We start from the raw sequence: 22876 nt of genomic DNA, 5'->3' as shown, positions 1-22876 counted from the left end.
TGCGCCACGAGGGCGGTACGGATGTCGGGAAACGAGGAGGAGCGGCCGGAACGGCCCTCCGAGGTGGACGGGACGGCGCACCTTTTCAGGGCGCTGGGCAAACAGCTCAAAGTGCTGCGGAAAAACGCGGGCCTGAGCCAGGGCGAGCTGGCGGACATCGCGCATTGCAGCGAGGACCTGGTGTCCGCGATCGAGCGGGGGGTTCGGGTGCCGCAGCCGGACTTCTTGGTGCGGATGGACCCCGTGCTGGGGGCGGGGGGTGTGCTGGAGGCGGTCCTGGAGGAGCTGAGGGATGCGCAGGGCAGGGCGCGGGTGCGGCATCCGGATTGGTTCCGAGACTTCGCCGATGAGGAGGCGAAGGCGGTGGCGCTGCACTACTACGAGGTGCAGGCGGTGCCGGGCATTCTCCAGACGCCCGCCTATGCGCGTTGCCTCTTCGAGCACCTTCGTCCCATGTTGGACGAGACGACCGTCGAGAAGCGGGTAGCCGACCGGATCTCCCGTCAGGTCCTGCTTGAGAAATGGCCCGCCCCAACGATCAGCTTCGTCCTGGAGGCCGCCGTCCTGTTGCGTCCGTTCGGCGGACCCGAGGTTCACCGCGAGCAGCTCCGGCGCATCCTGGAAGTGGCTCGGAAGCGTACGGTCGATTTCCAGATCATGCCGCAGGATCGGTACGAACACCCCTACCTGGGCTCGCCTTTCACTCTGATCACGCCCAGGGGGCGACGGGAAACGGCGTACACCGAGGTCTACGGACACGCGCGGCTGATCACCGGCCCAGAAGAGGTCCGCCAGTACGCCGAGCGCTATGGAATCATCCGGTCCCAGGCGCTCACGCAACACGAGTCGCTGACGTGGATCGAGAAACTGCTGGGAGAACGATGAACACCACGGGTCTGGCCTGGTTCAAGAGCAGTTACAGCGGCCCCGAGGGCGGCAACTGCATCGAAGTCGCCTACGAATGGCACAAGTCCAGCTACAGCAGCGCCGAAGGCGGCGAGTGCGTAGAAGTAGCCGTCCACCCCGCCCTCGTCCACGTCCGCGACTCCAAGAACCCCCACGGCCCCCAGCTCGCCGTATCCCCCTCCTCCTGGGCCGCGTTCGTGGACGTAGCATCCGGGGCGTGATCTCCGAGAGCTTCGTTTTCTTCGATGTCGACGGCACGCTGATGGACGCCGTCGAGAACCAGCGCCGTATGTGGCACGAGTGGGCTGCGCGGTACGGGCTCGACGGGGAGGAGGTGTACGCCGTCGCGTTGCGGACGCGGCCGGTGGAGACGTTCGCGTCGGTGGTTCCGGACGCGGACCCGGACGAGTGCCTCGCCCTCCTGCACGAGCTGGAGGACGAGGACGTGCGTACAGGGACGTACGGGGCCTTCGAAGGGGCTGCCGAGCTGCTCGGTGGGCTGCCGGAGGGCCGGTGGGCGTTGGTGACGTCGAACTACGAGCACCGGGTGCGGGGGCGGTTCGAGAGGACCGGGCTGCCGTTGCCGGGGCTGATCGTGGACGCGGCCGCGGTGACGGAGGGCAAGCCGTCGCCGATGCCGTACCTCATGGCGGCGGAGAAGCTGGGGGCGGATCCGGCGGACTGCCTGGTGATCGAGGACGCGCCGTCGGGGGTGCGGTCGGGGCGGGCGGCCGGGATGACGGTGTGGTCCGTGAACGGGACCGCTGACGTGGGCGCCCACCGGCACTTCGCGTCCCTGGCGGAGGCGGCACCCCACATCCTGGAACTTGCCGGCAGGGCCTAGCCTTCCGGGGCCGGGGCCGGCGGGCTTCGAGCGCTCGTGTGGAACGGGGGGAGGCGGCAATGCGGTACGTGGTGACGGGGGTGGCCATCGCGTTCTCTCTGGCCGTGGCGATCAGTGGTGTGGTCGAGCTGGTCACCGGGTGGATCCATCCGTGGGAGCGAGCGCGGGTCCTGCGGCCCGTCCCGCACGGGATCGGTCAGGTGCTCGTGGGCGGCGGACTGTGTTGTTTCTTCGGCGTCGTCGCCATCACGCCGACGGGGAGCGCCCTCGCCACGCTCATGGCGGTGGGGGCCTCGCTCTTCCTTCCGGGAACCGCCCTGATCGGTTGGTCCCGATTCCCTGACCGATAGGTCCCGGCCGATACGGCTCGGGGGGGCATCCGTAAGACGGTCACGCGCCCGCGACCAGTGTGCCGAGGGCCGTGCGCCGGTGGGTGACCGAGCGGCCTGTGCGGGTCGTCGTCGCCATGCCCGCGGATCTGAGCGCGGCCGCGTGGGACGAGGCCGTCGCGTTGCTGACGTGGAGGGCGCGGGCCAGGGAGGTCGTGGTGTGAGGCTCGGCGAGGAGGCGCAGGGCGTCGAGTCGGGTGCGGCCCAGGACGGCGGCGAGGGTCTCGGCGGGGGCGGCCGGGCGCTCCGCGGCGGGCGGGAGTCCGGGACCGGCCGGGTACGTCAGGACCGCGGGGCGGCCCGGGGTGTCCTGGAGGAGGGGGCCCGCCGGGTGGTGGAAGGTGGGCAGCAGGACCAGGCCGCGCCCATGGAGGCGGACGTCGCGGTCCGGCGCCGCGCCGGGCCATTCCCACACACCTTCGTGGAGTCGGCTGCCCGGGGCCAGGACGGTCAGTGTGGCGGCCACGCCGTGCTCGGCGACCGTGAGGGCGTAGCGGGTGAACTCCTCGCGGTGCAGGTCCTGTACGACGGGCCAGACCGGGGCGAGGACCGTCTCGTACGCGGCCTGCTGGGCGCGGTGCAGGGTGCGCCAGGCCGTCTTGTCGCCCGCGTGCAGGCCGCGTATCCAGGTGGGGGGAGGCACAGGACCGTGGACCCGCTCCAGCTCGGAGCGGACGAGTGCGGGGCTGGTGGCGCGGATCCGTTCGAAGCCGTCGGCGACGGTGTCGCCGAGGACGTCGAGGAAGGAGGGCGGGCGGCCCGCCGGAACCAGGTCGGCGAGCGGGTCGGTGGCGGCCGGGAGGGAGCGCAGGACGCGGCCGCGCCACGGCGCGAACAGCGGCCCGCCGTGCTGGGCCACGACCGTCGTCAGGGCGGCGTGCAGCTCCTGGAGCGGCGCCGGGCGGGGGGCGAAGCGGATCCGGGCGAAGTCCTCCGCGGTGAAGTGGATGCGCAGCACCCGCACAACTCCTCGTCCTGGGCCAGCCTTTCGGCCGGGGCGTGAAGCTTCGCGACGCGGCGGCCCCCGCCCCAAGGATGGTCGTATGACCTCTCGACGCACTGTTCTGAAGGGCACCCTATTCGGGGGTGCCGCCGCCCTGCTGCCCACGGCCGCGTCCGCGTCCGGTGGCGGCTCGTTCCTCCGGCTGCCCGCGCCCTCCGGCCCGTATCCCGTGGGCATGCGGACGGTCCATCTGACGGACCCGGTCCGTTCGGACCCGTGGGTGGGCGGCGTGCGGGAGCTGATGCTGACCGTGCTGTACCCGGCCCGATCGGTGCGCGGCTTCTCGCGGGCCCCGCAACTCACCCCGGCCGAGGCCGAGGTGTTCGCCGCGTACGCGCCGCACGTCCGTCCGGGGCTGCCGGAGCCGGGAGCGGTGGACTGGGGCGCGGTCCTCACCCACGGGTACGTGGGCGCGCCGCCGCTGCCGGGGCGGCGGCCGGTGCTGGTGTACTCACCCGGCGGCGGTGACTCCCGCACGCTCGGCACGACCCTCGCCGAGGACCTGGCGAGCCACGGCCGGGTGGTGGTCCTCGTCGACCACCCCGGTGACGCTTCTCAGGTGGAACTGCCCACCGGGATGCGCACGACCGTCCTCACCGGGCCGCCCGACCCGGCGACCTTCCGCACGATGGTGGACACCCGGATCGCGGACCTCCGCCTGGTCCTGGACCGGCTCGGCGACCTGCCGCTCGCACCGGTCATGGACCTCGGCCGGATCGGGACGTACGGGCACTCCGCAGGCGGCACGGCGGCGGTGTACGCGGCCCACCGGGACCGCAGGATCGGCGCGGTGGCGAACCTGGAGGGCTATCTCGACCTGTACCCGACGCCGGTCGACCGGCCGTCGCTGCTGTTCCGCACCGACGGATTCGAGGGTGCCGCCCGCATCGAGTCCTCCTGGGCGGGCCTTCCCGGCCGCCGCGTGCTGCTCGCCGACGCGAACCACTGGGCGTTCACCGACTACGGCTCGCTCGTCGCACGGCTCCAGACCGCCGGCCTCGTGACGCCGACGGCGCGGGCCGCGCTCATCGGCACCGGCGACCCGGTGGTGGCACTCGCGCAGGTACGGGCCCGGGTGGGCGCCTTCTTCGCCCGCCATCACCACACACGCGCGTAGCGCCTTCTCGTTAACCCGTTGCCCGGGAGTCGGTCGGCCAGCTAGGTTCACCCAGCCGTCCGCACGGGTGCGGGGCGGCACTGTCGACGAGGAGGTGTGGAGCACATGCGCAGGAGTGCCCAGGAGTCGAGCTCGCGTACGGACCTTTGCCACCTCCTCACGACGGAGACACCTTGTCCCTTCGCATCACCCCACTGACCGACCCCGCTCACGGGCCGCACGGCCGGCGTCTCGCCTGGTTGGCGTCGGACGCGGATTCCATCCCTGCCGGGACGGCCTTTCTGCGCCTGTTCGACGGCGGACAGGAGCACATGGCCGAGCTCGACCTCCGTGTTCATCCCGCGGAGCGCCGCAAGGGCGTCGGCTCCCGGCTCCTCGACACCGCCGTGGCGACCGCCCGGGACAACGCGCGACGCTGCGTCGTCGCGCAGGCGGAAGCCGGGTCGCCCGGCGACGACTTCCTGGCGGCGCGGGGTTTCCGCAGGGTCCTCACCCTGAGGTTCACCCGCCTGCCCCTGGCCGACGTGGATACCGCCGTCCTCGCCGAGATCATCGAGCGTCCGCATCCCGGCTACCGGCTGACGTCATGGCGGGGAACCGTCCCCGACGACCTCGCCCGGGCGTTCGCCGCATCACGTCGCGCCATGGACGACATGCCCATGGACGACGCCGACTGCGGCACCGTGACCTGGGACGTGGAGCGCGTGCGGGCCGCGGCGAAGGCCGTCGAACAGCGCGGCGACCACCTGCACACCGTCGTCGCCGTCGACGCCTCCGACGGCTCGATCGCCGGGTTCACCGAACTCGTCGTCCCCGGCAGCGGCACAGGTGACGGCCAGCACTACGGCACCGGTGTGCTGCCCGAGCACCGTGGACACGGTCTCGGCCGATGGATGAAGGCCGAGTCGATCCGACAGGCCCGGAGAAACTATCCGGACCTCGGTGGCCTCCTGACCGACACCGCCGACGGCAACGCGCCCATGAGACGGATCAACGACGGTCTCGGCTACACGCCCACGCACACGACGCACCGGCATCAGCTCGACCTCTAGCAGAGAGCGCACGGGCCGGACCGGGGCATCACCCCGCCCGGCCCGTCCGCGCTGTCGCCACACGCCCAGGACACGCCCTAGCCGGCTTCGCCGGTGAGGCAGGCGTGGCACAGGCATCGGTCCGGGTGCGGGCTGTAGGGGGATATCCGGGCGCGGTCCCGGCGCGCGTACCGCTCCAGTGTCGCGGCGACTTCCACCGCGTGGTCCTCACCTGGTCCGGGGCCGAGTTCGCGTCCTGCCTCGTGCAGACGTTCCAGGACGCGGGGGGTGTGGACGAGCTTCGGTCGGAAGCCGTGGAGGTGGCGGGTCGCCGTGTCGATGGCGATCCACCGGCTGGTGTGCCGTTCGCGTCCGAGCACCGTGAGCCGTTCGCCGCCCGGGCCCCAGTACACGTGGACCACGTAGACCTTCGCCCCGCCCTTGAAGTTCTTCGTCCCGGGGCGCAGTTCCCGGCCGCCGACCCCGCACCGACGCCAGGCCACGACGTTCGCCGCCACCAGCCAGACCGGCTCCCGCCGCGGGACATCCGACTCGTCCACTCGCCCTCCTCGACGTGCTGATCGCTGACCCCGCGGTGCCGAGTCCGGTGGGCGGTCGGCGACCTCGACGAGGACGGCGTGTCGGACCTGATCGCGCGCAAGCCGAGCGGTGAGTTGTTCCGGTACTCGGGGACGGGCAGCGCGTCGGGCGCGCTCTACGAGCCGCCGGTCAAGATCGGCTACGGGTTCCAGGTCTACAGCTTGCCGTAGGCGTACGCCTCTGCGGAAGGGAAGTCGATCTCCGTACAACCCCTCGGCTCCCTCGCATGTCTGTTGGGGTGTGGCGCGCCCCGTGCCGCACCCCAACATGCAGGGAGCCGGCGTTGCCCTACGCATCGAGCGTCACTTCACGGTCCCGGCGGCTGACGGCGGCCGTCACCGTCTCGCTGGCCGTGACCGCGGGGACGCTGGCGTCCGCTCCTGCCGCCGGCGCCGCGGCCCCGGCCGTGGTGTCGGTGTCCGCCGCCGCGGTCTCCTCCGCCTCCGCCTCCGCCGACGAGGTGATCGCCTTCCCGAAGGCGTCCCAGATCGTCAGTTCGGGCGAGACCGGATTCCTCAGCAAGAGCGCCGACGGCGAGTACCGCTGGACCCGTTACGCCGACGGGACCTCGACGGTCCTCGCGAGTGCGGGAGGACCGGCCCTGGGGGCCGCTTCCGATGTCGTGGTCACGCAGACCGGCGACCACGTCGTGCAGATCCGGGACATGGCGACCGGCGCGGCGCCCGTCGAGGTGCCCCTCGTGGGGCTCGGCGGCGGGGTGAACATCGCGATCGGCGCGGTCGGAGCGACCGTCCTCACGTCCGCCCACACCGTCACGGGCACCGAGGTGCTGCACGTCCTCTCCCATGACGCGGACGGCACCCTCCTGAACCGCGTCGTCACCGGGATGCCCGCTGACGCCACGCGCATCGTCATGCGGTCGGCCATCCCCGGCACCGCGCTCGTCTCGTACGTGTCCGATGCCAAGCCCCGCTACGCCGTGGTCGACCTGGCCACGTACGCGGTGGTCGAGAGGTACGAGAACCCGAGCCCGGCACGGACCTCCCCGCACCTCGCGCTCTCCGCCACCCATGTGGCGTGGGTGGAGCAGATGCCGCCGCTGTACGGGAACCCGCAGCCGGTCGTGGTCGTCGCCGACCGGAAGCGGCCGGGCGTGACGCAGCGGTTCTCCGCCGGGACCGCCTCCGAGGTCAGGGTCGGTCTGACCGGCTCCTGGGTGGTGTTCGAGTTCGGGAAGGACACCGCTTCCGGCGCCGACCGCCATCCGCTCGTCGCCAGGTCGCTGGCCGGCGCCCCGGACAAGGAGCTCCTGGAGCACGCCACCAGCCTCACCGGCGCGCCCGACGGCACGCTGCTCGTCCGGGGCGGTTCGCTCGCGGAGGGCGAGGCCGAGGGGCTGTACCGCGTCACGGCGCGCGAGGGCGAGGTGGACCGGCGGTTGGTGGCCGGCAGCGGCGAGGTCACCCAGCTCTCGGTGACGGGGTACGACGTCCCGGAGGTGGTCGACCTCGACAAGAACCGCCCCGCGGTGTTCACGTTCGACGTGGACCGGCCCAACGTGGCGGTGCACATGATCATCTCGCCGCCCGGGCAGATCGACCACTACTCCTACATGTGGCAGGGCAACGGCTCCTGCGGCGGCACGTCCGGATCCCTCTGCGTCAGATGGGACGGCAGCTACGACTACGGCACCGGCGACTACGGGTCCAGCGGGACCGCGTCGAACGGGCTGTACGAGTGGAAGGCGGAGGTCCGGCCGACCGACGGCGTGGGGGAGTCGGTCGAGCTGAGGGGCACGTTCACCGTCACCCGCGCTCCCCGCCCGCACGACTGGACGAAGAACGCCGTCCCCGACCTGCTGAGCGTCAACGCGGCGGGCGAGCTCGTCCGCAACGACGACACCACCGGCTGGGACTCCAGGTGGGGCACCGGCTGGGGCGTCTACGACCGCGTCTCGGTCCCCGGCGACCTCGGCGGCACCGACCAGCCCGACGTCGTCGCCCGCGACAGGAGCGGCTACCTCTGGCTCTACCAGGGCGGCATGGCGGACCAGCCGCTCTCGGCCCGCACCCGGATCGGCACCGGCTGGCAGATCTACGACAAGATCGCCGGCGGCAGCGACGTGAACGCCGACGGCGAGCCCGACCTCCTCGCCACCGACAAGGCCGGCGTCCTCTGGCTCTACCCCGGCACCGGCAACGTCAACGCCCCCTTCTCCGCCCGCAAGAAGGTCGGCACCGGCTGGGGCGTCTACAACCTGATCACCGCCACCGGGAACATCGCCGGCGCCCCCGCCGGCGACCTCGTCGCCCGCGACAAGGACGGCGTCCTCTGGCAGTACCTCGGCAAGGGCGACGGCACCTTCGCGCCCCGCACCAGGATCGGCGGCGGCTGGAACGCGTACAGCCGGATCCTCGCCCTCGGCGACCTCGACAACGACGGCCTCAACGACCTGATGGCCTACGTCCGCACCCCGTCCGACCCGAACAAGAACGTCTACGTCTACAAGGGCACGGGCGCCTGGAGCGCTCCCTTCGGTCCCCGGACCGCGAAGTGGGCGGCCGCGCACGACGCGCGCCTGGTCTTCTAGCCCCGTTTCCCGCACCACCACATGGCCGTCCGCCTCACGGAACAGGAACCGAGCCTTGCCCCGTCCACAGCACCGCACGCCGTCCCGGTCGAGAATGCTCACCGCGGCCATCGCCGCGTCGCTGGCCGTCACCGCCGGGACGCTGGTCGCGGCCCCCGTCGCCGTCGCCGGGACCCCGGCCGTGGTGGCGGCGGTCACCGCCGAGGCCCCGATCGCCTTCCCGCTCGCGTCCGAGATCGTGAGTGCCGGGGACACCGGCTTCCTGAGCAAGAGCGACGCCGGCGAGTACCGGTGGACGCGGCTGGCCGACGGCACGACGAGCGACCTCGGTCAGGAGGAGGTCCTGGGGGCCGCTTCGGACGTGGTCGTGACGCGGCCCGGGATCAACACGGTCCGGCTCAGGGACATGGCGACGGGCGCCGCGCCGGTCGACATCTGGACCAACATGCTGGGCGGGGGTGTCCACACGCCGATCGGCGCGGTGGGCGGCACCGTCCTGACGAGCGTGGCCCCTGCCGACGGCGGGACCCTGCTGCACCTCGTCACCCACGAGGCCGACGGCAGCACCGGGAACCACGCCGTGACCGGGCTGCCGGCGGACGCGAGCGCGCTCACCTTCGCGGCCGGGATCCCCGGGACCGCGCTCGTCGGCTACCAGTCGGCCGGGAAGAGCCACTTCGCGGTGGTCGACCTCGGGACGCGGGCGGTCACGGAGACGTACGACAACGCGGGTCCCGTCGGCTACGGGCAGTCGGCCGCGCTCTCCGCGACGCACGTGGCGTGGGTGCAGGAGACGCCGCGTTCGGACGGCTTCGTGGACGACCACCTGATCGTCGTGGACCGGAAGACCGGTGCGGCCACGACGCTGAACACCGGCGGCGGCGCGATGAAGGTGGGCCTGGTCGACGGCTGGGTGGTCTACGGGGAGGACGTGACCGATCCGTTCCAGGCGCGGCAGGGTCCGAGGGCGGTCTCGCTGAACGGGGCGTCCGGGTGGACGCCGTGGATCGATCACGTGACGAGCGTGACGGCCGCCCCGGACGGCTCGCTGCTCGTCCGCGGCGGGTCGGTGGCCGAGAGCGAGGGCGAGGGGCTGTACCGGGTGCGGGGCGGCGCCTCGGTCACGCGGGAGCCGGTGGCGGCGACCGGGGAGAAGACCGGGGTCTCCGTGACCGCGGGGCCCGACATCCCCGCGGTGCTCGACCTCGACAAGAACCGGGGTGCCGTCCCGTTCACGGTGGACGTGAGCCGCCGCAACGTGCGGGTGAGCGTCACCATCTCGAAGGCGGAGACGCCCACGGTCACGGAGTGGTCCGGCGAGATCCGCCCCACGGAGGGCCCGACCGGCCCCGGGACGATGACCCTCACGTGGGAGGGGAACCGCTCTTCCTACGAGGGCGGGCTCACTCCGTGGGGCGACGTCACCAACGGCGACTACGTCTGGAAGATGGGCGTCACCCCGCTCGACGGCGTCGGCAAGGGCGTGGGGCTGAGCGGCACGATGAAGGTCGTCCGCGCCCCGAAGTCGCACGACTTCTCCGACAACGGTTCGCCGGACCTGTTCGCGGTCGACTCCGCCACCGGGGACGTGTCCGTCATCGAAGGCTCCTACCTTCCGTCCCAACAGGGCTTCAACTGGTTCAAGGGAGCCACGCTCACCGGCTGGGGACGCACCTACGACCGGTTCGTCACGCCCGGCGACTTCGGCGGGACGAGCAAGGCGCCTGAGGTGCTCGCCCGCGACAAGAACGGCGGCCTGTGGTTCTTCCCGGGCACGAGGAGCCTCGCGTTCGCTCCCCCGGTGAAGATCGGGACCGGCTGGCAGATCTACGACAAGATCACCGGCGGCAGCGACCTGACCGGCGACGGCAGGCCCGACGTGCTCGCCACGGACACGGTCGGCGGCCTGTGGCTCTACCCCGCCACCGGCAACTCCAGCACGCCCCTCGGCCCCCGCAAGCAGATCGGCACCGGCTGGGGCGTCTACAACGAGGTCACCGCCACCGGGAACATCGCCGGCGCCCCCGCCGGCGACCTCGTCGCCCGCGACAAGGACGGCGTCCTCTGGCAGTACCTCGGCAAGGGCGACGGCAGCTTCGCGCCCCGCACGAAGATCGGCACCGGCTGGAACACGTACGCCCGGCTCGTCGGTGTCGGGGACATCGACCGCGACGGCCGGAACGACCTCGTGGCGTTCGACAGGTCCGACCCCACGGCGCGCATGTACTGGTACGGGGGGACGGGGGACTGGCAGGCGCCCTTCAAGCCGCGCGTCGAGAACTACTTCCCGAACTCGATGACCGACCGGGACTGGTTCTAGGATGTTCCGGACAACCCGTCCAACTCGCCTTGTTTGACGTGAAGTTGATGTCGAGCCCCCTTCACCTGATCGATATTCAGATCGGAAGGGGGCTCGGCTACTGTGTGGCCCATGCAGGGGGAACTGGAAAACAACTCTAGTTTTGACGGTCTGACCGGCAGCGGGGCCATACCGCTGGAAGCGGGGGATCCCCGCCGGATCGGGGCGTTCAGGCTGCTCGGGGTGCTCGGATCCGGGGGGATGGGCCGGGTGTACCTCGGCGCCGTGCCGGGCAAGTTCGCGGCGGTGAAGCGGGTACTTCCCGTGCTCGCCGAGGATCCCGACTTCCTGAGCCACTTCGGGCACGAGCTGGACAACCTCGCCCGGCTGCCCGCCGGGGCGAACACCAAGCTCCTCGCGAGCGACCGCACGGCCAAACCCCCGTGGTTCGCCACGGAGTTCATCCCCGGAATCACCCTCAACGAAGCCATCCGGCTCAACGGCGGCCCGCTCACCGGCGCCGCCCTCTGGCGGCTCCTCCGGGACGCGGCGGCCGGGCTCCGGGTCGTCCACGGCGCCGACATGGTGCACCGCGACCTCAAGCCGTCCAACGTCATGCTCACCGGCGACGGCCTCTCGCTCATCGACTTCGGCGTGGCCCGGGCCGCCGACCAGAGCCGGCTGACCAAGACCGGCATGGTCATCGGCACGCCCGCCTACATGGCCCCCGAGCAGGCCGTCGCCGACCGCCGCCTCACCGGCGCGGCCGACGTGTTCGCGCTCGGCAGCCTCCTCCTGTACGCGGCCAACGGCCGGCCCCCGTTCGGCGACGGCTCCGGCCCCGACCTCCTCTACCGCGTCGTCCACGGAGAGCCCGACTTCGGACGCCTCGCCGACGACGACCCCGAACTGGCGGAGCTCGTACGGAAGTGTCTCGCCAAGGACCCCGCGGACCGGCCGACGGCCGAGGAGCTCGTCGGACTCACCGAGGAGCGGGCCGAGGGCGCCGACTGGCCGGCGGCCGTCGCCGAGCGGATCGGCGAACGCGCCGCCTTCGCCGCCGGGGCCCCGACCGCCGAGCACCTGACGGAGCTGGAGAAGGCCGACCCCTCCGAGGACGTCGCGACCGCGCCGCTGACCCCGCAGCCCGGCAAGGAGCCCGCGACCACCTCGCCCGACCCGCTGGCCGTGACCGGCCGGGGCGCCTCCGGCGATCAGCGCAAGCGCCGCAACCGCTTCGTCATGCTCGCCGTCCCCGTCGTCGTGGCCACCGGCACCACCCTCACGGTGGCCCTCGGCCCGTACGAGATCGGCCGCCTCGGCGCGGGCCCCAGCACCTCGCCCTCCGCCACCGCGACCGTCTCTCAGCCCGCCGCCGTGCCGCCGTCCAGCGGGCCCGGCTCGCCCTCCTCCAAGGCCCCGTCCTCGAAGCCGCCCGTCTCGACCCCGCCCGGCTCCTCCCCCGGCGCCCCCGTCCCGCCGCCCGCCGACGGCGGAGGCGCGGGCGGCGGGGCCGGCGGCGGAGGAACGCCGCCCGGGGGCGGGGGCGGGGCCGGCGGGACCACCGTGGCACCCGGCGGGTCGGGGTCCGGCTCCGGCTCCGGGTCCGGGTCCGGCTCCGGCTCCGGTGGTACGACGACGCAGCCCGCCCCGAAGCCGACGACCGCCAGGCCCGCGCCGCCGCCGACCGGCGGTTCGGCGCCCTCGGGGACGTACTCCCTCGAGAACGGGTCGAGCGGCAACTGCCTGGCCGAGTACGACGCGGGCTTCGGCGTCATCGTCACCTCGGCCGAGTGCGGCGCCCCCGGCAACAGCGGAGCCACCTACTGGTACGCGTGGACCTACTCGCCCGGCAGCAACGGCACCTTCCGGCTGATCAACAGGAAGTCCGGCCGCTGCCTCCAGCCCGCCGGCAACACCTCCGTCACGACTGCCGCCTGCAACGGAGCGAGCCTCCAGTCCTGGAAGGTCCTCACCTCCACCTCCGCCGGCCGCACCTTCAAGAACATGAGCGACGGCCGGTGCCTGACAGCCGGCTCGTTCGCCATGACCTACACCTGCGGCTCCGACGGCAGCCAGCTCTGGCGGAACATCTCAGCCCTCTGAGGGCGGGCGGCGGAACACCGCCACCGCGACGTCCCCCTCCGCCCGGAAGGCGACCTCCAGATCCATCCCGATCCGGAGGTCGGCCTCCGGCACGCCGACGACCTCCGTCATCATGCGCGGGCCCTCCGCGAGGTCCACGACGGCGGCGACGTACGGGACGCGCTCGCCGAACGGCGGGAGGTCGTTCCGGTGGACGACCGACCAGGTGTAGAGGGTGGCCCGTCCGCTCGCCGGCTCCCAGCGGACGTCCTCGCTCCAGCAGTGGGGGCAGAACTCGCGCGGGTAGTGGTGGGCGCGGTCGCAGGCGGCGCAGTGGCGGACGAGGAGCCGGCCTTCGGCGGCGGCGTCCCAGTAGGGACGGGTGAAGGCGTCGATGTCGGGGGTGGCGGCCGTCGCGGGTTTCGCGGGCGTCGCGGGTTTCGCGGCCGTCGCGGGCGTCGCGGGTTTCGCCGTCATCAGAAGAGTCCGATCGCGTGGTCGAGGGACCAGGTCTGCCAGGACATGGCGAGGAGGGCGACGAGGGAGATGAGCGCCATCATCGCGTTCTGCCCCTGCTCGGCCCAGTCGTGGATCATCAGGACGAGGTAGAGGAGGTTGAGGAGGAGGCCGGCGACGAGGGCGACCGGGGTGAGGAAGCCGACGACCAGGCCGAGTCCCAGGGCGAGTTCGGCATAGACGACGACGTACGCCATGAGCTTGGGGCGGGGGGCGACGACGGTGTCGAAGCCCTTCTTGACCTGGGGCCAGCGGTGCTTGCCGGCGACGTCGGCGGCCCAGGCGATGCCGGTACCGCGCTCGAACCAGCCCTTCTTGTCCTTGTGGCGCCAGCTCTCCAGCCACCACAGGCCGAGGCCGATGCGGAGGACGGCGAGCCATTCGGCGCCGGTGAGCCAGACGGTCTGCATGCGCGCCCCCTCGGAGAGCCTGATCTGACGGTATGTCAGTTCAGCGCAGGGTGGGCGTGCAGCGCAAGAGGCGGGCACGGAGGGGTGCGGGCCGCGCGCACGTGACCGATTCGCAACCGAAATCCCTCTTGACCGAGACCCACTGCGTGTACACGTCATTACGCTCAGCATTCATGGCCATCACCACCCCCCCTCCACCCCCCGCGCATCCCGTGTACGTCATCGGCGGCGGACCCGGCGGACTCGCCGTCGCCGCAGCCCTGGGCGCGCGGGGAGTCCGGGCCGTCGTCCTGGAGAAGTCCGACGCCGTCGGCGCCTCCTGGCGCGCCCACTACGACCGGCTGCGGCTGCACACCACCCGGCGGCTCTCCGCGCTCCCCGGCCTGAAGATGCCCCGCTCGTTCGGCCGCTGGGTGGCCCGCGCCGACGTCGTGCGCTACCTGGAGAAGTACGCCGAGCAGCACGAGCTGGAGGTCGTGACCGGGGTCGAGGTCCACCGCGTCGAGCGGGACGGCACGGAATGGATCCTGCACGCCACGGGCGGACGGCGGCTCACCGGGCGCGCGGTGGTCGTGGCGACGGGCTACAACCACACCCCGCACGTCCCCGACTGGCCCGGCCGCGACGCGTACGAGGGCGAGCTGAACCACGCGCGTTCCTACCGCAACCCCGGGCCGTACGAGGGCAAGGACGTCCTCGTCGTCGGCGCCGGCAACACCGGTGCCGAGATCGCCGCCGACCTCGCCGAGGGCGGCGCCGCCCGCGTGCGCCTCGCGATCCGCACCGTCCCGCACATCGTCCGCCGCACCACCGCCGGCTGGCCCGCCCAGCGCACCGGCATCCTGGTCCGGCGGCTCCCCGCCCCGCTCGTCGACCGCATGGGCACCCTGATGGCCAAGGTCGCCGTGCCCGACCTCTCCGCCTACGGGCTGCCCCGCCCCACGTCCGGCCTCGCCACCCGCCAGCGCGAGGGCGCCGTCCCCGTCCAGGACGTCGGCCTCATCGACGCCGTCCGGGCGGGCAAGGTCGAGATCGTCGCCGCCGTCGAGGCCTTCGAGGGCGGCGAGGTCGTCCTCGCCGACGGCACCCGGATCGCCCCGGACGCCGTGATCGCCGCGACCGGCTACCGCCGCGCCCTTGAGCCCCTCCTCGGTCACCTGGACGTGCTCGACGGGAGCGGGCGGCCGGTGGTCCACGGGGCGCGCTGCCCGCGCGAGACCCCGGGGCTGTACTTCACCGGCTTCACGAACCCGATCAGCGGCATGTTCCGGGAGCTGGCGATCGACGCGGAGAGGATCGCACGGCGGATCGCGCGTACGCGGGCGAAATGAGAGTGGTGCCCACCCCCGCGGCCGGGGGCGGGCACCGCGTCGGTCCCGGGAAGGATCGGAACAGGTTCAGGTCCCGGGAAGGATCAGAACAGGTTCAGGTCCCGGGAAGGATCAGAACAGGTTCAGGCCCGTCCAGCCCCAGCCCGCCTTGACCCTGGGCTTCATGCCGCCGTTGCCGTCGCCGTCGTACCGCCACAGCACCCCGGCGGTGTCGAGGGCGAGGACGTCGGTGACGCCGTCGCCGGAGAGGTCGCCCGCGCCGGTGAGGGTCAGGCCCTTCCAGCCCCAGCCGATCTTGTCGGCGCCGCCCCGCTCGTAGCGGTAGAGGTCGCCGGCCGGGAAGAGGCCGAGGTAATTCTGGTGGCCGCTGCGCGTGAACGCGCCGACGCCCGTCATGCGCTGGCCGGTGTACCCGGTGCCCTCCCTCTGGCGGGCCTGGAGGCCCCCGCGGCCGTCGCCCGGGTAGTGCCAGACGGCGCCCACCGCGTCGACGGCCAGGACGTCGGGGTAGCCGTCCTCGGTCAGGTCGCCGACGCCCGTGAGCTTGAAGTCCTTCCAGCCGGTGCCGATCTTCACCTTGGCGCCGAAGCCGCCGCCCGCGGTCCCGTCGAGCCGCCAGAGGCCGCCGGTGGCGTCCTGGGCGAGCGCGTCGGGGCGGCCGTCGGCGTTGAGGTCGCCGACGGCGGTGAAGCGGTAGCCCTTCCAGCCCCAGCCGATCTTCTGCCGGGGCCGGAAGCCGCCGTCGCCGGTGCCGTCGTAGCGCCAGAGGACGCCCGCGCCGTCCACGGCGAGGAGGTCGGCGCGGCCGTCGCCGCCGTAGTCGCGACGGAAGGTGCCGTGGGGGTTCCAGCCGCGCGGCGCGACCCAGGAGACCTCGTCGATGAGGGTGCCGGGCGCCGAGAGGACCGTGCGGGGACCGTCGGACGCGGCGGCGCTCCTGACGACGGCCTGCCCGCCGGACTGGTACGCGATCGCGCTGCCGTCCGGGGACCACTCGGCGCCGTACCCCTCGCCCGTGGTCAGGTCGTACTGCTGGCCGGTGTCGAGGAAGTAGGCGCGCGCGTTCCACCCTCCGCTGCCGTCCGCGAAGGAGATCTGCTCGCCGTCCGGCGAGAACCTCGGGTTCATGCCCGCGGCGATGAGCTTCGGCTCGCCTCCGGCGCGCGGGTCCCAGAAGTAGACCTTGGAGTCGCCCTTCCAGCCCTTCACGAAGGTGATCTTCCCGTTCCAGGCCACGTCGGCCTGGCCGGCCCCTCTGAAGGAGGCGGGGAGGGCGTTGTCGATGTCGCCGCTCGCGATGTCGACGCGGTAGACGCAGAGAAGCTCGTGGATGCTGTCGTCGGCCCCGGCCCCGGGCGCGTAGCTCACGACGACCTGCCGGCCGTCGGCGGTCCAGTCGAGGCTGTCGGCCAGGACATCGGGTTCCATGAGGTCCTTGCGGACCACGTGGGCGTTCCTGCCGTCGGCGTCCGCGACCCAGAGGGTGCTGCCGCCGGTGAGGAAGGCCATGCGCAGGCCTTCGGGCGAGAAGGCGACGCCCGAGATCGCGGTCGTGGCCGTCAGGCCCCCGCCGGTGGGCACCAGCACGCGGCGGTCGGTGCCGTCGGCGTTGACCGTGACGAGGGTGTCGCCGGTGCGGACGCCGTCGACGTACTTGTACTCGGTGAAGGCGACCCGGGGCTTCGGCACGCCCGTGGCGGCCTGGGCCCGGCCCTCCGTGGCCGCGGTGAGCGCGGCGGCGGAGGCGAGGACGGCCAGGGCTGCGCCCAGGGCGCGGCGGCGGCCGCGGACACGGGTGGAGCGGGTCACGTGATCCCCATTGCTGTCGGCATCGGATGGCGCGGACGTCGCTCCTGTCGCGGCGGATCCGCCCGTTCCGGCGGACATCCCGCCCGTTTCAGGCATGCCGTCCGTGAGGTGAGACCCCTCTCCCCGTCGAAGGGTTGTACGCCGCCGCAGGATCCGTTCTGCCGTGACCGCCGCACACCCATTCCTGACTGGCCGTCAGTTCTGTAATCTGACTAAGCGTCAGCTGTATACGGATGGGTGAAGGGGCGGGCGGAACACATGCTTGGATCGACTCACGGCACCTTCACCACCGATCTCCGCGCCCGCGTGGTCGCCTGCGGCGAATCGCCCCGGACCGCGGTGCACGGCGTCACCGCCGCCCCCGGCGACCACGACGTCAGCGGGCGCCCGCTGCACGCACCCGTCCCCGACCTCGACCGGTTCTTCCGGCCCGAGTCCGTCGCCGTGATCGGCGCCTCCGACACCGAGGGCCGGCCCAACACCGGGATCACCCGGCAGCTGCTCGCCTGGTCCGAGCGGGTCGGCGCCCGGCTCGTGCCCGTCCACCCCACCCGTACCAGCGTCTTCGGGATCGACTGCGTGCCCTCCGTCGGCGCGCTCGCCGAACCCGTCGACCTCGCCGTCCTGCTCGTCGCCGACCCGCTGCCCGTGATCGAGGAGCTGGCCGAGGCGAAGGTGAGGTTCGCCGTCGCGTTCGCGTCCGGCTTCGCCGAGACCGGGGAGGCCGGCGCCGAGGCCCAGGAACGCCTCGCCGCGGCCGTACGCCGCTCGGGGCTGCGACTGCTCGGCCCCAACACCAACCTCAACGCCTTCGAGCGGTTCCGCGAGGACCTCGACGGGCCCGCCGTCGCGCTCATCACCCAGTCCGGCCACCAGGGGCGGCCCGTCTTCACCCTCCAGGAGCTCGGGGTGCGGCTCTCGCACTGGGCGCCGACCGGCAACGAGGCCGACCTGGAGACCTCCGACTTCATCTCGTACTTCGCGGGACGGCCCGAGGTCGGGTCCATCGCCTGCTACGTGGAAGGGCTGAAGGACGGCCGGTCCTTCCTGCTCGCCGCCGACCGGGCCGCACGGCAGGGAGTGCCCGTGGTCGCCGTGAAGGTGGGACGGACCGAGACCGGGGCCCGTACCGCCGCCTCGCACACCGGGAAGCTGACCGGCGCCGACCGGGTCGTCGACGCGGCCATGCGCCAGTTCGGCGTCATCCGGGTCGACGGACTCGACCAGCTCCAGGACACCGCGACGCTGCTCGCCCGCGCGCGGCGGCCGGTCGCGGACGGCGTCGTCGTCTACTCGATCTCCGGCGGCACGGGAGCGCACTTCGCCGACCTGGCCACGGCGGCCGGACTCGGACTCCCCACCCTCCCGCAGGCGAAGCAGGACGAACTCCACCAGTGGATACCGGAGTACCTGAGCGTCTCGAACCCCGTCGACAACGGCGGGCACCCGGTCGGCGACTGGCGGGGCCGGAAGATCATCGACGCGATCCTCGCCGACCCGTCGGTCGGCGTGCTGATCTGTCCCATCACCGGACCCTTCCCGCCCATGAGCGACAAACTCGCGCAGGACCTGGTCGACGCGGCCGAGGCGACGGACAAGCTGGTGTGCGTGGTGTGGGGATCGCCGGTCGGCACGGAGGACGCGTACCGCACGACACTGCTCGGCTCGTCGCGCGTCGCCACCTTCCGCACCTTCGGGAACTGCATCGGGGCCGTGAAGGCGTACTTCGACCACCACCGCTTCACCACCGGCTACCGCTCCCCCTTCGACGAGGCCCCCCGCACCCCCTCCCCGTCCCTCCGCAAGGCACAGGCCCTCATGCGGCCCGGCCGGCGGCTCAGCGAGCACGCGGCGAAGCAGCTGCTGCGGGCGTACGGGATCCGGGTGCCGCGCGAGCAGCTCGTCACCAGCGCGGCGGCGGCCGTCCGGGCCGCCGGGCTCGTCGGCTACCCGGTGGTGATGAAGGCGTCGGGCGCCCAGCTCGCCCACAAGACGGAACTGGGCCTCGTGAAGGTCGGGCTCACCTCCGCCAGCCAGGTGCGGGACGCCTACCGCGAACTCACCGACATCGCCCGCTTCGAGTCGATCGACCTCGACGGCATCCTCGTCTGCCAGATGGTCGGGCGCGGCGTCGAGATGGTCGTCGGCGTGACCCGCGACGACCTCTTCGGCCCGACCGTCACCGTCGGCCTCGGCGGCGTCCTCGTCGAGGTCCTGAACGACACGGCCGTCCGCGTCCCGCCGTTCGACGAGCACGAGGCCCGCTCCATGCTCGCCGAGCTGCGCGGCCGGGCCCTGCTCGACGGCGTGCGCGGCGCCCCGCCCGCCGACGTCGACGCCCTCGTCGAGGTCGTCCTCCGCGTGCAGCGCATGGCCCTCGAACTCGACGGCGACCTCGCCGAACTGGACATCAACCCGCTGATGGTGCTGCCGCGCGGCCAGGGCGCGGTCGCCCTCGACGCCCTCGCGGTCTGCCGATAGGAGCCCTCCCGATGGCCGACGTACCGCCCGACGTCCTGCACACCGTCGAGAACGGCGTCTCCTGGATCACCCTCAACCGGCCCGAGGCGATGAACGCCGTCACCTGGGACCAGCGCGAGCGGATCATCGCCCTCCTCGCCGACGCCTCCGCCGACCCGGACGTCCGGGCGGTCGTGGTGACCGCCACCGGCCGCGGCTTCTGCGCCGGCGCGGACCTGCGCGGCGCGCCGGGGTCCTCCCCTGCCGGAGTCGGGGAAAGGGTCGCGGGCGACGTCGCCCGCATGATCCGCCTCGGCGCCCAGCGCTTCATCGGAGCCGTACTGGACTGCGAGAAGCCGGTCATCGCCGCCGTCAACGGCACCGCCGCCGGCCTCGGCGCCCACCTCGCCTTCGCCTGCGACCTCGTCCTCGCCTCCGAATCAGCCCGCTTCGTCGAGGTCTTCGTCCGCCGCGGCCTCGTCCCCGACGGCGGCGGCGCGTACCTCCTCCCCCGGCTGATCGGCCCCCAGCGGGCGAAGGAGCTGATGTTCTTCGGCGACGCGCTCCCCGCCGCGGACGCGGAACGCCTCGGCCTCGTCAACCGCGTCGTCCCTCCGGAGGACCTGGAGAAGACCGCCCGCACCTGGGCGGAACGCCTCGCCCAGGGCCCCACCCGGGCCCTCGCCCTCACCAAGCACCTCGTCAACACCTCCCTCGACGCCGATCGCACCACCGCCTTCGCCGCCGAGGCCACCGCCCAGGAACTCAACATGACCACCCGCGACGCCCAGGAGGGCGTGGCGAGTTTCGTGGAGCGGCGCGAGGCGCGGTACGAGGGGCGATGACCCTCGTACCGAGGGGCGCCGGGGCTTCCCATCTGACGAGCCGTCAGTTTCAATGGAGGGGTGATGGGACACGCGGGGATGGCGGCCACCGTCGTCCGACACCTGAGAGCGGCCGGTTCGCCGACGGCCGTGGAACCACTGCCGAGACCGGTGCTGCGCGCGGTACGGGAGGACGAGCGGCCACCCGTCGATCCGGCCGAGTTCCGCCGGGTGCTCGGGCATTTCGCGAGCGGGGTCACGATCGTGACGGCGCGGGACGCCGACGGGCCGGCGGGGTTCGCCTGCCAGTCGTTCGCGTCGCTGTCGCTCGATCCGCCGCTGGTCGCGTTCATGGTCGCCCGTACGTCGACGACCTGGCCGAGGATCGCGGGGGCGGGCAGCTTCTGCGTGAACGTCCTCGGCGCCGACCAGGGCGGCCTGTGCCGGTCGTTCGCCGTCAGCGGCGCGGACAAGTTCGCGGGTGTGGAGTGGGAGCCGGCGCCGGTGACCGGCTCACCGCGGCTGCCCGGTGCGCCGGCGTGGATGGACTGCACGATCAGCGCCGTCCACACCGGGGGCGACCATCTGATCGTGGTGGGTCGGGTCGACGCCCTGGGCGCGGCGGAGGACGGTGATCCGCTGCTGTTCCACCGGGGGCGGTTCGGGCGCTTCAGCGCGTAGGCGGCTCGGTTCGCGGGCCGCTCGGCGCGTAGGCGGCTCGGTTCGTGCCGCCCGGCGCGTAGGCCGCTCGGTTCGCGCCGCCCGGCGCGTAGGCCGCTCTACTTGCGGGCGGCCCGGACCGCGGGCCGCCCGGGTCCAGCGGCCGATCAGTTGGTCGGGGCCGGTGCCTTCACCCGGAGGGCGCGGATTCGTCCGGCCCGCCGGGCGGCGAGCGCGGCCACCGTGAGGACCAGTGCGCCGGTCAGCCACGCCTTGGCCCCGGCCGCCGGGCCCGCCGTCTCGGTGAGGGCCCGGGGCAGGACCGGCACCGTCGCGGCGAGGGCCGCCACGGCCGGTGTCCAGCCGTCCGCGCGGCCGCCGAAGCGGCGCTCCAGTTCCTCGGCGAGCCACACCGTGGGGATCACGAGGAACACGACGGCGAGGAGCAGGCCGAGGAACCACGCGGTCAGCAGAGAGGGTTGCCTGAAGGCGGGCAGCAACCCGAGCCGGTCCTCGCCGGGCCCGGCGAGGACGACGTTTCCCACCCAGGTCACGGCCGCTTCGAGGACCAGCACGACCATCGACACCCACAGCATCCGGGCAAAGGTCCGCCCGTCGTCAGGACCGCTCATCGGCGATCACCCCCTGGGGCTCATCATGCTCCTCCCGGGGAGAGGAGGTCCGTCCGGGGTCGCCTGATGACGAGGGCCATCAGGGCGGCGGCGGCGCACAGGGCACCGGAGGCGTACCAGACGACGTCGTAGCTGCCGAAGAGGTCGCGGGCGACGCCGCCGGCGAAGGCGACGGCGGCGGCGCCGACCTGGTGGGAGGCGAGGACCCAGCCGAAGACGATCGCCGAGTCCTCGCCGTAGTGCTCACGGCAGAGGGCGATCGTCGGCGGGACGGTGGCGACCCAGTCGAGGCCGTAGAAGACGATGAAGAACAGCATCGGCGGGTGTACGGCCGGGGCGAGCAGCATCGGCAGGAAGAGGAGGGAGATCCCGCGGAGCGCGTAGTAGACGGCGAGGAGGCGGCGGGCCGCGAAGCGGTCGGTGAACCAGCCGGAGGCGATGGTGCCGACGACGTCGAAGACGCCGATGACGGCGAGGAGGCCGGCCGCGGCGGTGGCGGGCATGCCGTGGTCGTGGGCGGCGGGCACGAAGTGGGTCTTGACCAGGCCGTTCGTGGAGGCGCCGCAGATCGCGAAGGTGCCGGCGAGGAGCCAGAAGGGTCCGGTGCGGGCCGCCTTGAGGAGGACGGTGACGGCGCGGCGGGCGGCGCCGGTGACGGGCGCGGGCTTCTCGGCGTACGCGCCGCCGTACGGGGCCAGGCCGACGTCCGCGGGGTGGTCGCGGAGCAGCAGCCACACGAAGGGGACGACGGCGAGCGCGGCGAGGGACACGGTCACGGCGGCGGGGCGCCAGCCGTGGTGCTCGACCAGCCAGGACAGCAGCGGCAGGAAGACGAGCTGGCCGGAGGCGCCGGCGGCGGTGAGGATGCCGGTGACCAGGCCGCGGCGGCCGACGAACCAGCGGTTGGTGACGGTCGCGGCGAAGGCGAGGGCCATGGAGCCGCTGCCGAGGCCGACGAGGACGCCCCAGTAGAGGACGAGTTGCCAGGCGGCCGTCATCCACACGGTGAGGACGGACCCGGCGGCGATGACCGTCAGGGCGACGGCGACGACCCTGCGGATGCCGAAGCGGTCCATGAGCGCGGCGGCGAAGGGGGCGGTGAGCCCGTAGAGCGCGAGGTTCACCGAGACGGCGAAGCCGATCGTCCCGCGCGACCAGTCGAACTCGCCGTGCAGCGGCTCGATCAGCAGGCCCGGCAGCGAGGCGAAGGCCGCGGCGCCGATGATCGTGACGAAGGTGACCGCCGCGACGAACCAGGCGCGGTGGACGCGGGGCGTGCGGACGGGGGGCGTGCGGCCCGGGGGGCGGTCGGGTGCGTGACCGGCGGGGCTCTCGGTTGTCTGGGCCATGCCACCGAGCATCCCGTCCGCGTCGCGCCCCGACCATTGGCCCGAACGACAGCTTTCCAA

At 72.9% G+C, this 22876-nt stretch carries 21 protein-coding genes; 14 read left to right on the top strand and 7 right to left on the bottom strand.

Going from position 1 to position 22876, the window contains the following annotated elements; all coding sequences use genetic code 11:
• Nucleotides 1-21: 21 nt before the first annotated feature.
• The 4 genes from MRBLMG1_RS31655 to MRBLMG1_RS31640 are packed head-to-tail and all read left to right on the top strand — an operon-like array spanning nt 22 to nt 2100.
• Nucleotides 22-885, top strand: a complete 864-nt coding sequence (locus MRBLMG1_RS31655; RefSeq protein ID WP_367827602.1) for a helix-turn-helix domain-containing protein — start codon at nt 22-24, stop codon at nt 883-885.
• Nucleotides 882-1127 (top strand): DUF397 domain-containing protein, encoded by a 246-nt coding sequence (locus MRBLMG1_RS31650; protein ID WP_367827601.1) that lies wholly within the window; start codon nt 882-884, stop codon nt 1125-1127. Before MRBLMG1_RS31655 ends, MRBLMG1_RS31650 begins: the two co-directional genes overlap by 4 nt.
• Nucleotides 1124-1750: an HAD family hydrolase gene (locus tag MRBLMG1_RS31645; RefSeq protein WP_367827600.1), complete on the top strand. Its 627-nt coding sequence runs from the start codon at nt 1124-1126 to the stop codon at nt 1748-1750. The genes MRBLMG1_RS31650 and MRBLMG1_RS31645 overlap by 4 nt, the downstream gene beginning before the upstream one ends.
• 59 nt (nt 1751-1809) lie before the next feature.
• Entirely contained in the window at nt 1810-2100 is a 291-nt protein-coding gene (locus MRBLMG1_RS31640) for a hypothetical protein (protein WP_367827599.1), read from the top strand.
• Nucleotides 2101-2140: 40 nt separating this feature from the next.
• Here the strand turns inward: MRBLMG1_RS31640 and MRBLMG1_RS31635 are convergent, their stop codons facing one another.
• Complete coding sequence (locus tag MRBLMG1_RS31635) at nt 2141-3097, bottom strand: ArsR/SmtB family transcription factor (RefSeq protein ID WP_367827598.1); 957 nt, start codon at nt 3095-3097, stop codon at nt 2141-2143.
• Nucleotides 3098-3182: 85 nt separating this feature from the next.
• On the opposite strand from MRBLMG1_RS31635, the gene MRBLMG1_RS31630 reads away from it, so the two are divergent.
• Together MRBLMG1_RS31630 and MRBLMG1_RS31625 are read left to right on the top strand one after the other, a co-directional pair.
• Complete coding sequence (locus MRBLMG1_RS31630; protein ID WP_367827597.1) at nt 3183-4259, top strand: alpha/beta hydrolase family protein; 1077 nt, start codon at nt 3183-3185, stop codon at nt 4257-4259.
• 173 nt (nt 4260-4432) lie between these two features.
• On the top strand, nt 4433-5311 hold the full coding sequence (locus MRBLMG1_RS31625) for a GNAT family N-acetyltransferase (protein WP_367827596.1): 879 nt from the start codon (nt 4433-4435) through the stop codon (nt 5309-5311).
• Between the two features lie 77 nt (nt 5312-5388).
• On the opposite strand, the gene MRBLMG1_RS31620 is transcribed toward MRBLMG1_RS31625, so the two are convergent.
• Nucleotides 5389-5850 (bottom strand): hypothetical protein, encoded by a 462-nt coding sequence (locus MRBLMG1_RS31620; protein WP_367827595.1) that lies wholly within the window; start codon nt 5848-5850, stop codon nt 5389-5391.
• 78 nt (nt 5851-5928) lie between these two features.
• Here MRBLMG1_RS31620 and MRBLMG1_RS31615 point away from each other — a divergent pair, with 78 nt between their 5' ends.
• From MRBLMG1_RS31615 to MRBLMG1_RS31600, 4 genes are all read left to right on the top strand, one after another.
• Nucleotides 5929-6060: a hypothetical protein gene (locus MRBLMG1_RS31615; protein ID WP_367827594.1), complete on the top strand. Its 132-nt coding sequence runs from the start codon at nt 5929-5931 to the stop codon at nt 6058-6060.
• 113 nt (nt 6061-6173) lie between these two features.
• Complete coding sequence (locus tag MRBLMG1_RS31610; protein ID WP_367827593.1) at nt 6174-8441, top strand: FG-GAP repeat domain-containing protein; 2268 nt, start codon at nt 6174-6176, stop codon at nt 8439-8441.
• A 55-nt stretch (nt 8442-8496) separates the two neighbouring features.
• The gene (locus MRBLMG1_RS31605) at nt 8497-10761 is read left to right on the top strand and encodes an FG-GAP repeat domain-containing protein (protein WP_367827592.1); all 2265 of its coding nucleotides are present in this window, start codon (nt 8497-8499) and stop codon (nt 10759-10761) included.
• Nucleotides 10762-10872: 111 nt separating this feature from the next.
• Nucleotides 10873-12846, top strand: a complete 1974-nt coding sequence (locus MRBLMG1_RS31600) for a protein kinase domain-containing protein (RefSeq protein WP_367827591.1) — start codon at nt 10873-10875, stop codon at nt 12844-12846.
• Here the strand turns inward: MRBLMG1_RS31600 and MRBLMG1_RS31595 are convergent.
• On the bottom strand, nt 12835-13302 hold the full coding sequence (locus MRBLMG1_RS31595) for a Zn-ribbon domain-containing OB-fold protein (protein ID WP_367827590.1): 468 nt from the start codon (nt 13300-13302) through the stop codon (nt 12835-12837). The genes MRBLMG1_RS31600 and MRBLMG1_RS31595 overlap by 12 nt on opposite strands.
• Nucleotides 13302-13751 carry a DoxX family membrane protein gene (locus MRBLMG1_RS31590; RefSeq protein WP_367827589.1) on the bottom strand — a complete coding sequence of 150 codons (450 nt, stop codon included), beginning with the start codon at nt 13749-13751 and terminating at the stop codon, nt 13302-13304. Before MRBLMG1_RS31590 ends, MRBLMG1_RS31595 begins: the two co-directional genes overlap by 1 nt.
• Nucleotides 13752-13924: 173 nt before the next feature.
• On the opposite strand from MRBLMG1_RS31590, the gene MRBLMG1_RS31585 reads away from it, so the two are divergent.
• Nucleotides 13925-15082 carry a flavin-containing monooxygenase gene (locus MRBLMG1_RS31585; RefSeq protein ID WP_367827588.1) on the top strand — a complete coding sequence of 386 codons (1158 nt, stop codon included), beginning with the start codon at nt 13925-13927 and terminating at the stop codon, nt 15080-15082.
• A 111-nt stretch (nt 15083-15193) separates the two neighbouring features.
• Here MRBLMG1_RS31585 and MRBLMG1_RS31580 read toward each other — a convergent pair whose 3' ends face one another.
• Entirely contained in the window at nt 15194-16891 is a 1698-nt protein-coding gene (locus tag MRBLMG1_RS31580; RefSeq protein ID WP_367827587.1) for an FG-GAP-like repeat-containing protein, read from the bottom strand.
• Between the two features lie 258 nt (nt 16892-17149).
• On the opposite strand from MRBLMG1_RS31580, the gene MRBLMG1_RS31575 reads away from it, so the two are divergent.
• The 3 genes from MRBLMG1_RS31575 (at nt 17150) to MRBLMG1_RS31565 (ending at nt 20856) form a co-directional block, all read left to right on the top strand.
• Complete coding sequence (locus MRBLMG1_RS31575; RefSeq protein WP_367827586.1) at nt 17150-19372, top strand: acetate--CoA ligase family protein; 2223 nt, start codon at nt 17150-17152, stop codon at nt 19370-19372.
• Nucleotides 19373-19383: 11 nt separating this feature from the next.
• Nucleotides 19384-20196 carry an enoyl-CoA hydratase/isomerase family protein gene (locus tag MRBLMG1_RS31570; protein WP_367827585.1) on the top strand — a complete coding sequence of 271 codons (813 nt, stop codon included), beginning with the start codon at nt 19384-19386 and terminating at the stop codon, nt 20194-20196.
• A 63-nt stretch (nt 20197-20259) separates the two neighbouring features.
• Nucleotides 20260-20856 (top strand): flavin reductase family protein, encoded by a 597-nt coding sequence (locus MRBLMG1_RS31565; protein WP_367827584.1) that lies wholly within the window; start codon nt 20260-20262, stop codon nt 20854-20856.
• Between the two features lie 146 nt (nt 20857-21002).
• Here MRBLMG1_RS31565 and MRBLMG1_RS31560 read toward each other — a convergent pair whose 3' ends face one another.
• The gene (locus MRBLMG1_RS31560) at nt 21003-21467 is read right to left on the bottom strand and encodes a hypothetical protein (RefSeq protein WP_367827583.1); all 465 of its coding nucleotides are present in this window, start codon (nt 21465-21467) and stop codon (nt 21003-21005) included.
• A gap of 23 nt (nt 21468-21490) precedes the next feature.
• Complete coding sequence (locus tag MRBLMG1_RS31555; protein ID WP_367827582.1) at nt 21491-22816, bottom strand: MFS transporter; 1326 nt, start codon at nt 22814-22816, stop codon at nt 21491-21493.
• Between the last annotated feature and the right edge of the window lie 60 nt (nt 22817-22876).

It is taken from the genome of Streptomyces sp. LMG1-1-1.1 (assembly GCF_040815545.1).
Taxonomy (GTDB): Bacteria; Actinomycetota; Actinomycetes; order Streptomycetales; family Streptomycetaceae; genus Streptomyces.
This window is presented reverse-complemented; position numbering and strand designations above follow the sequence as displayed.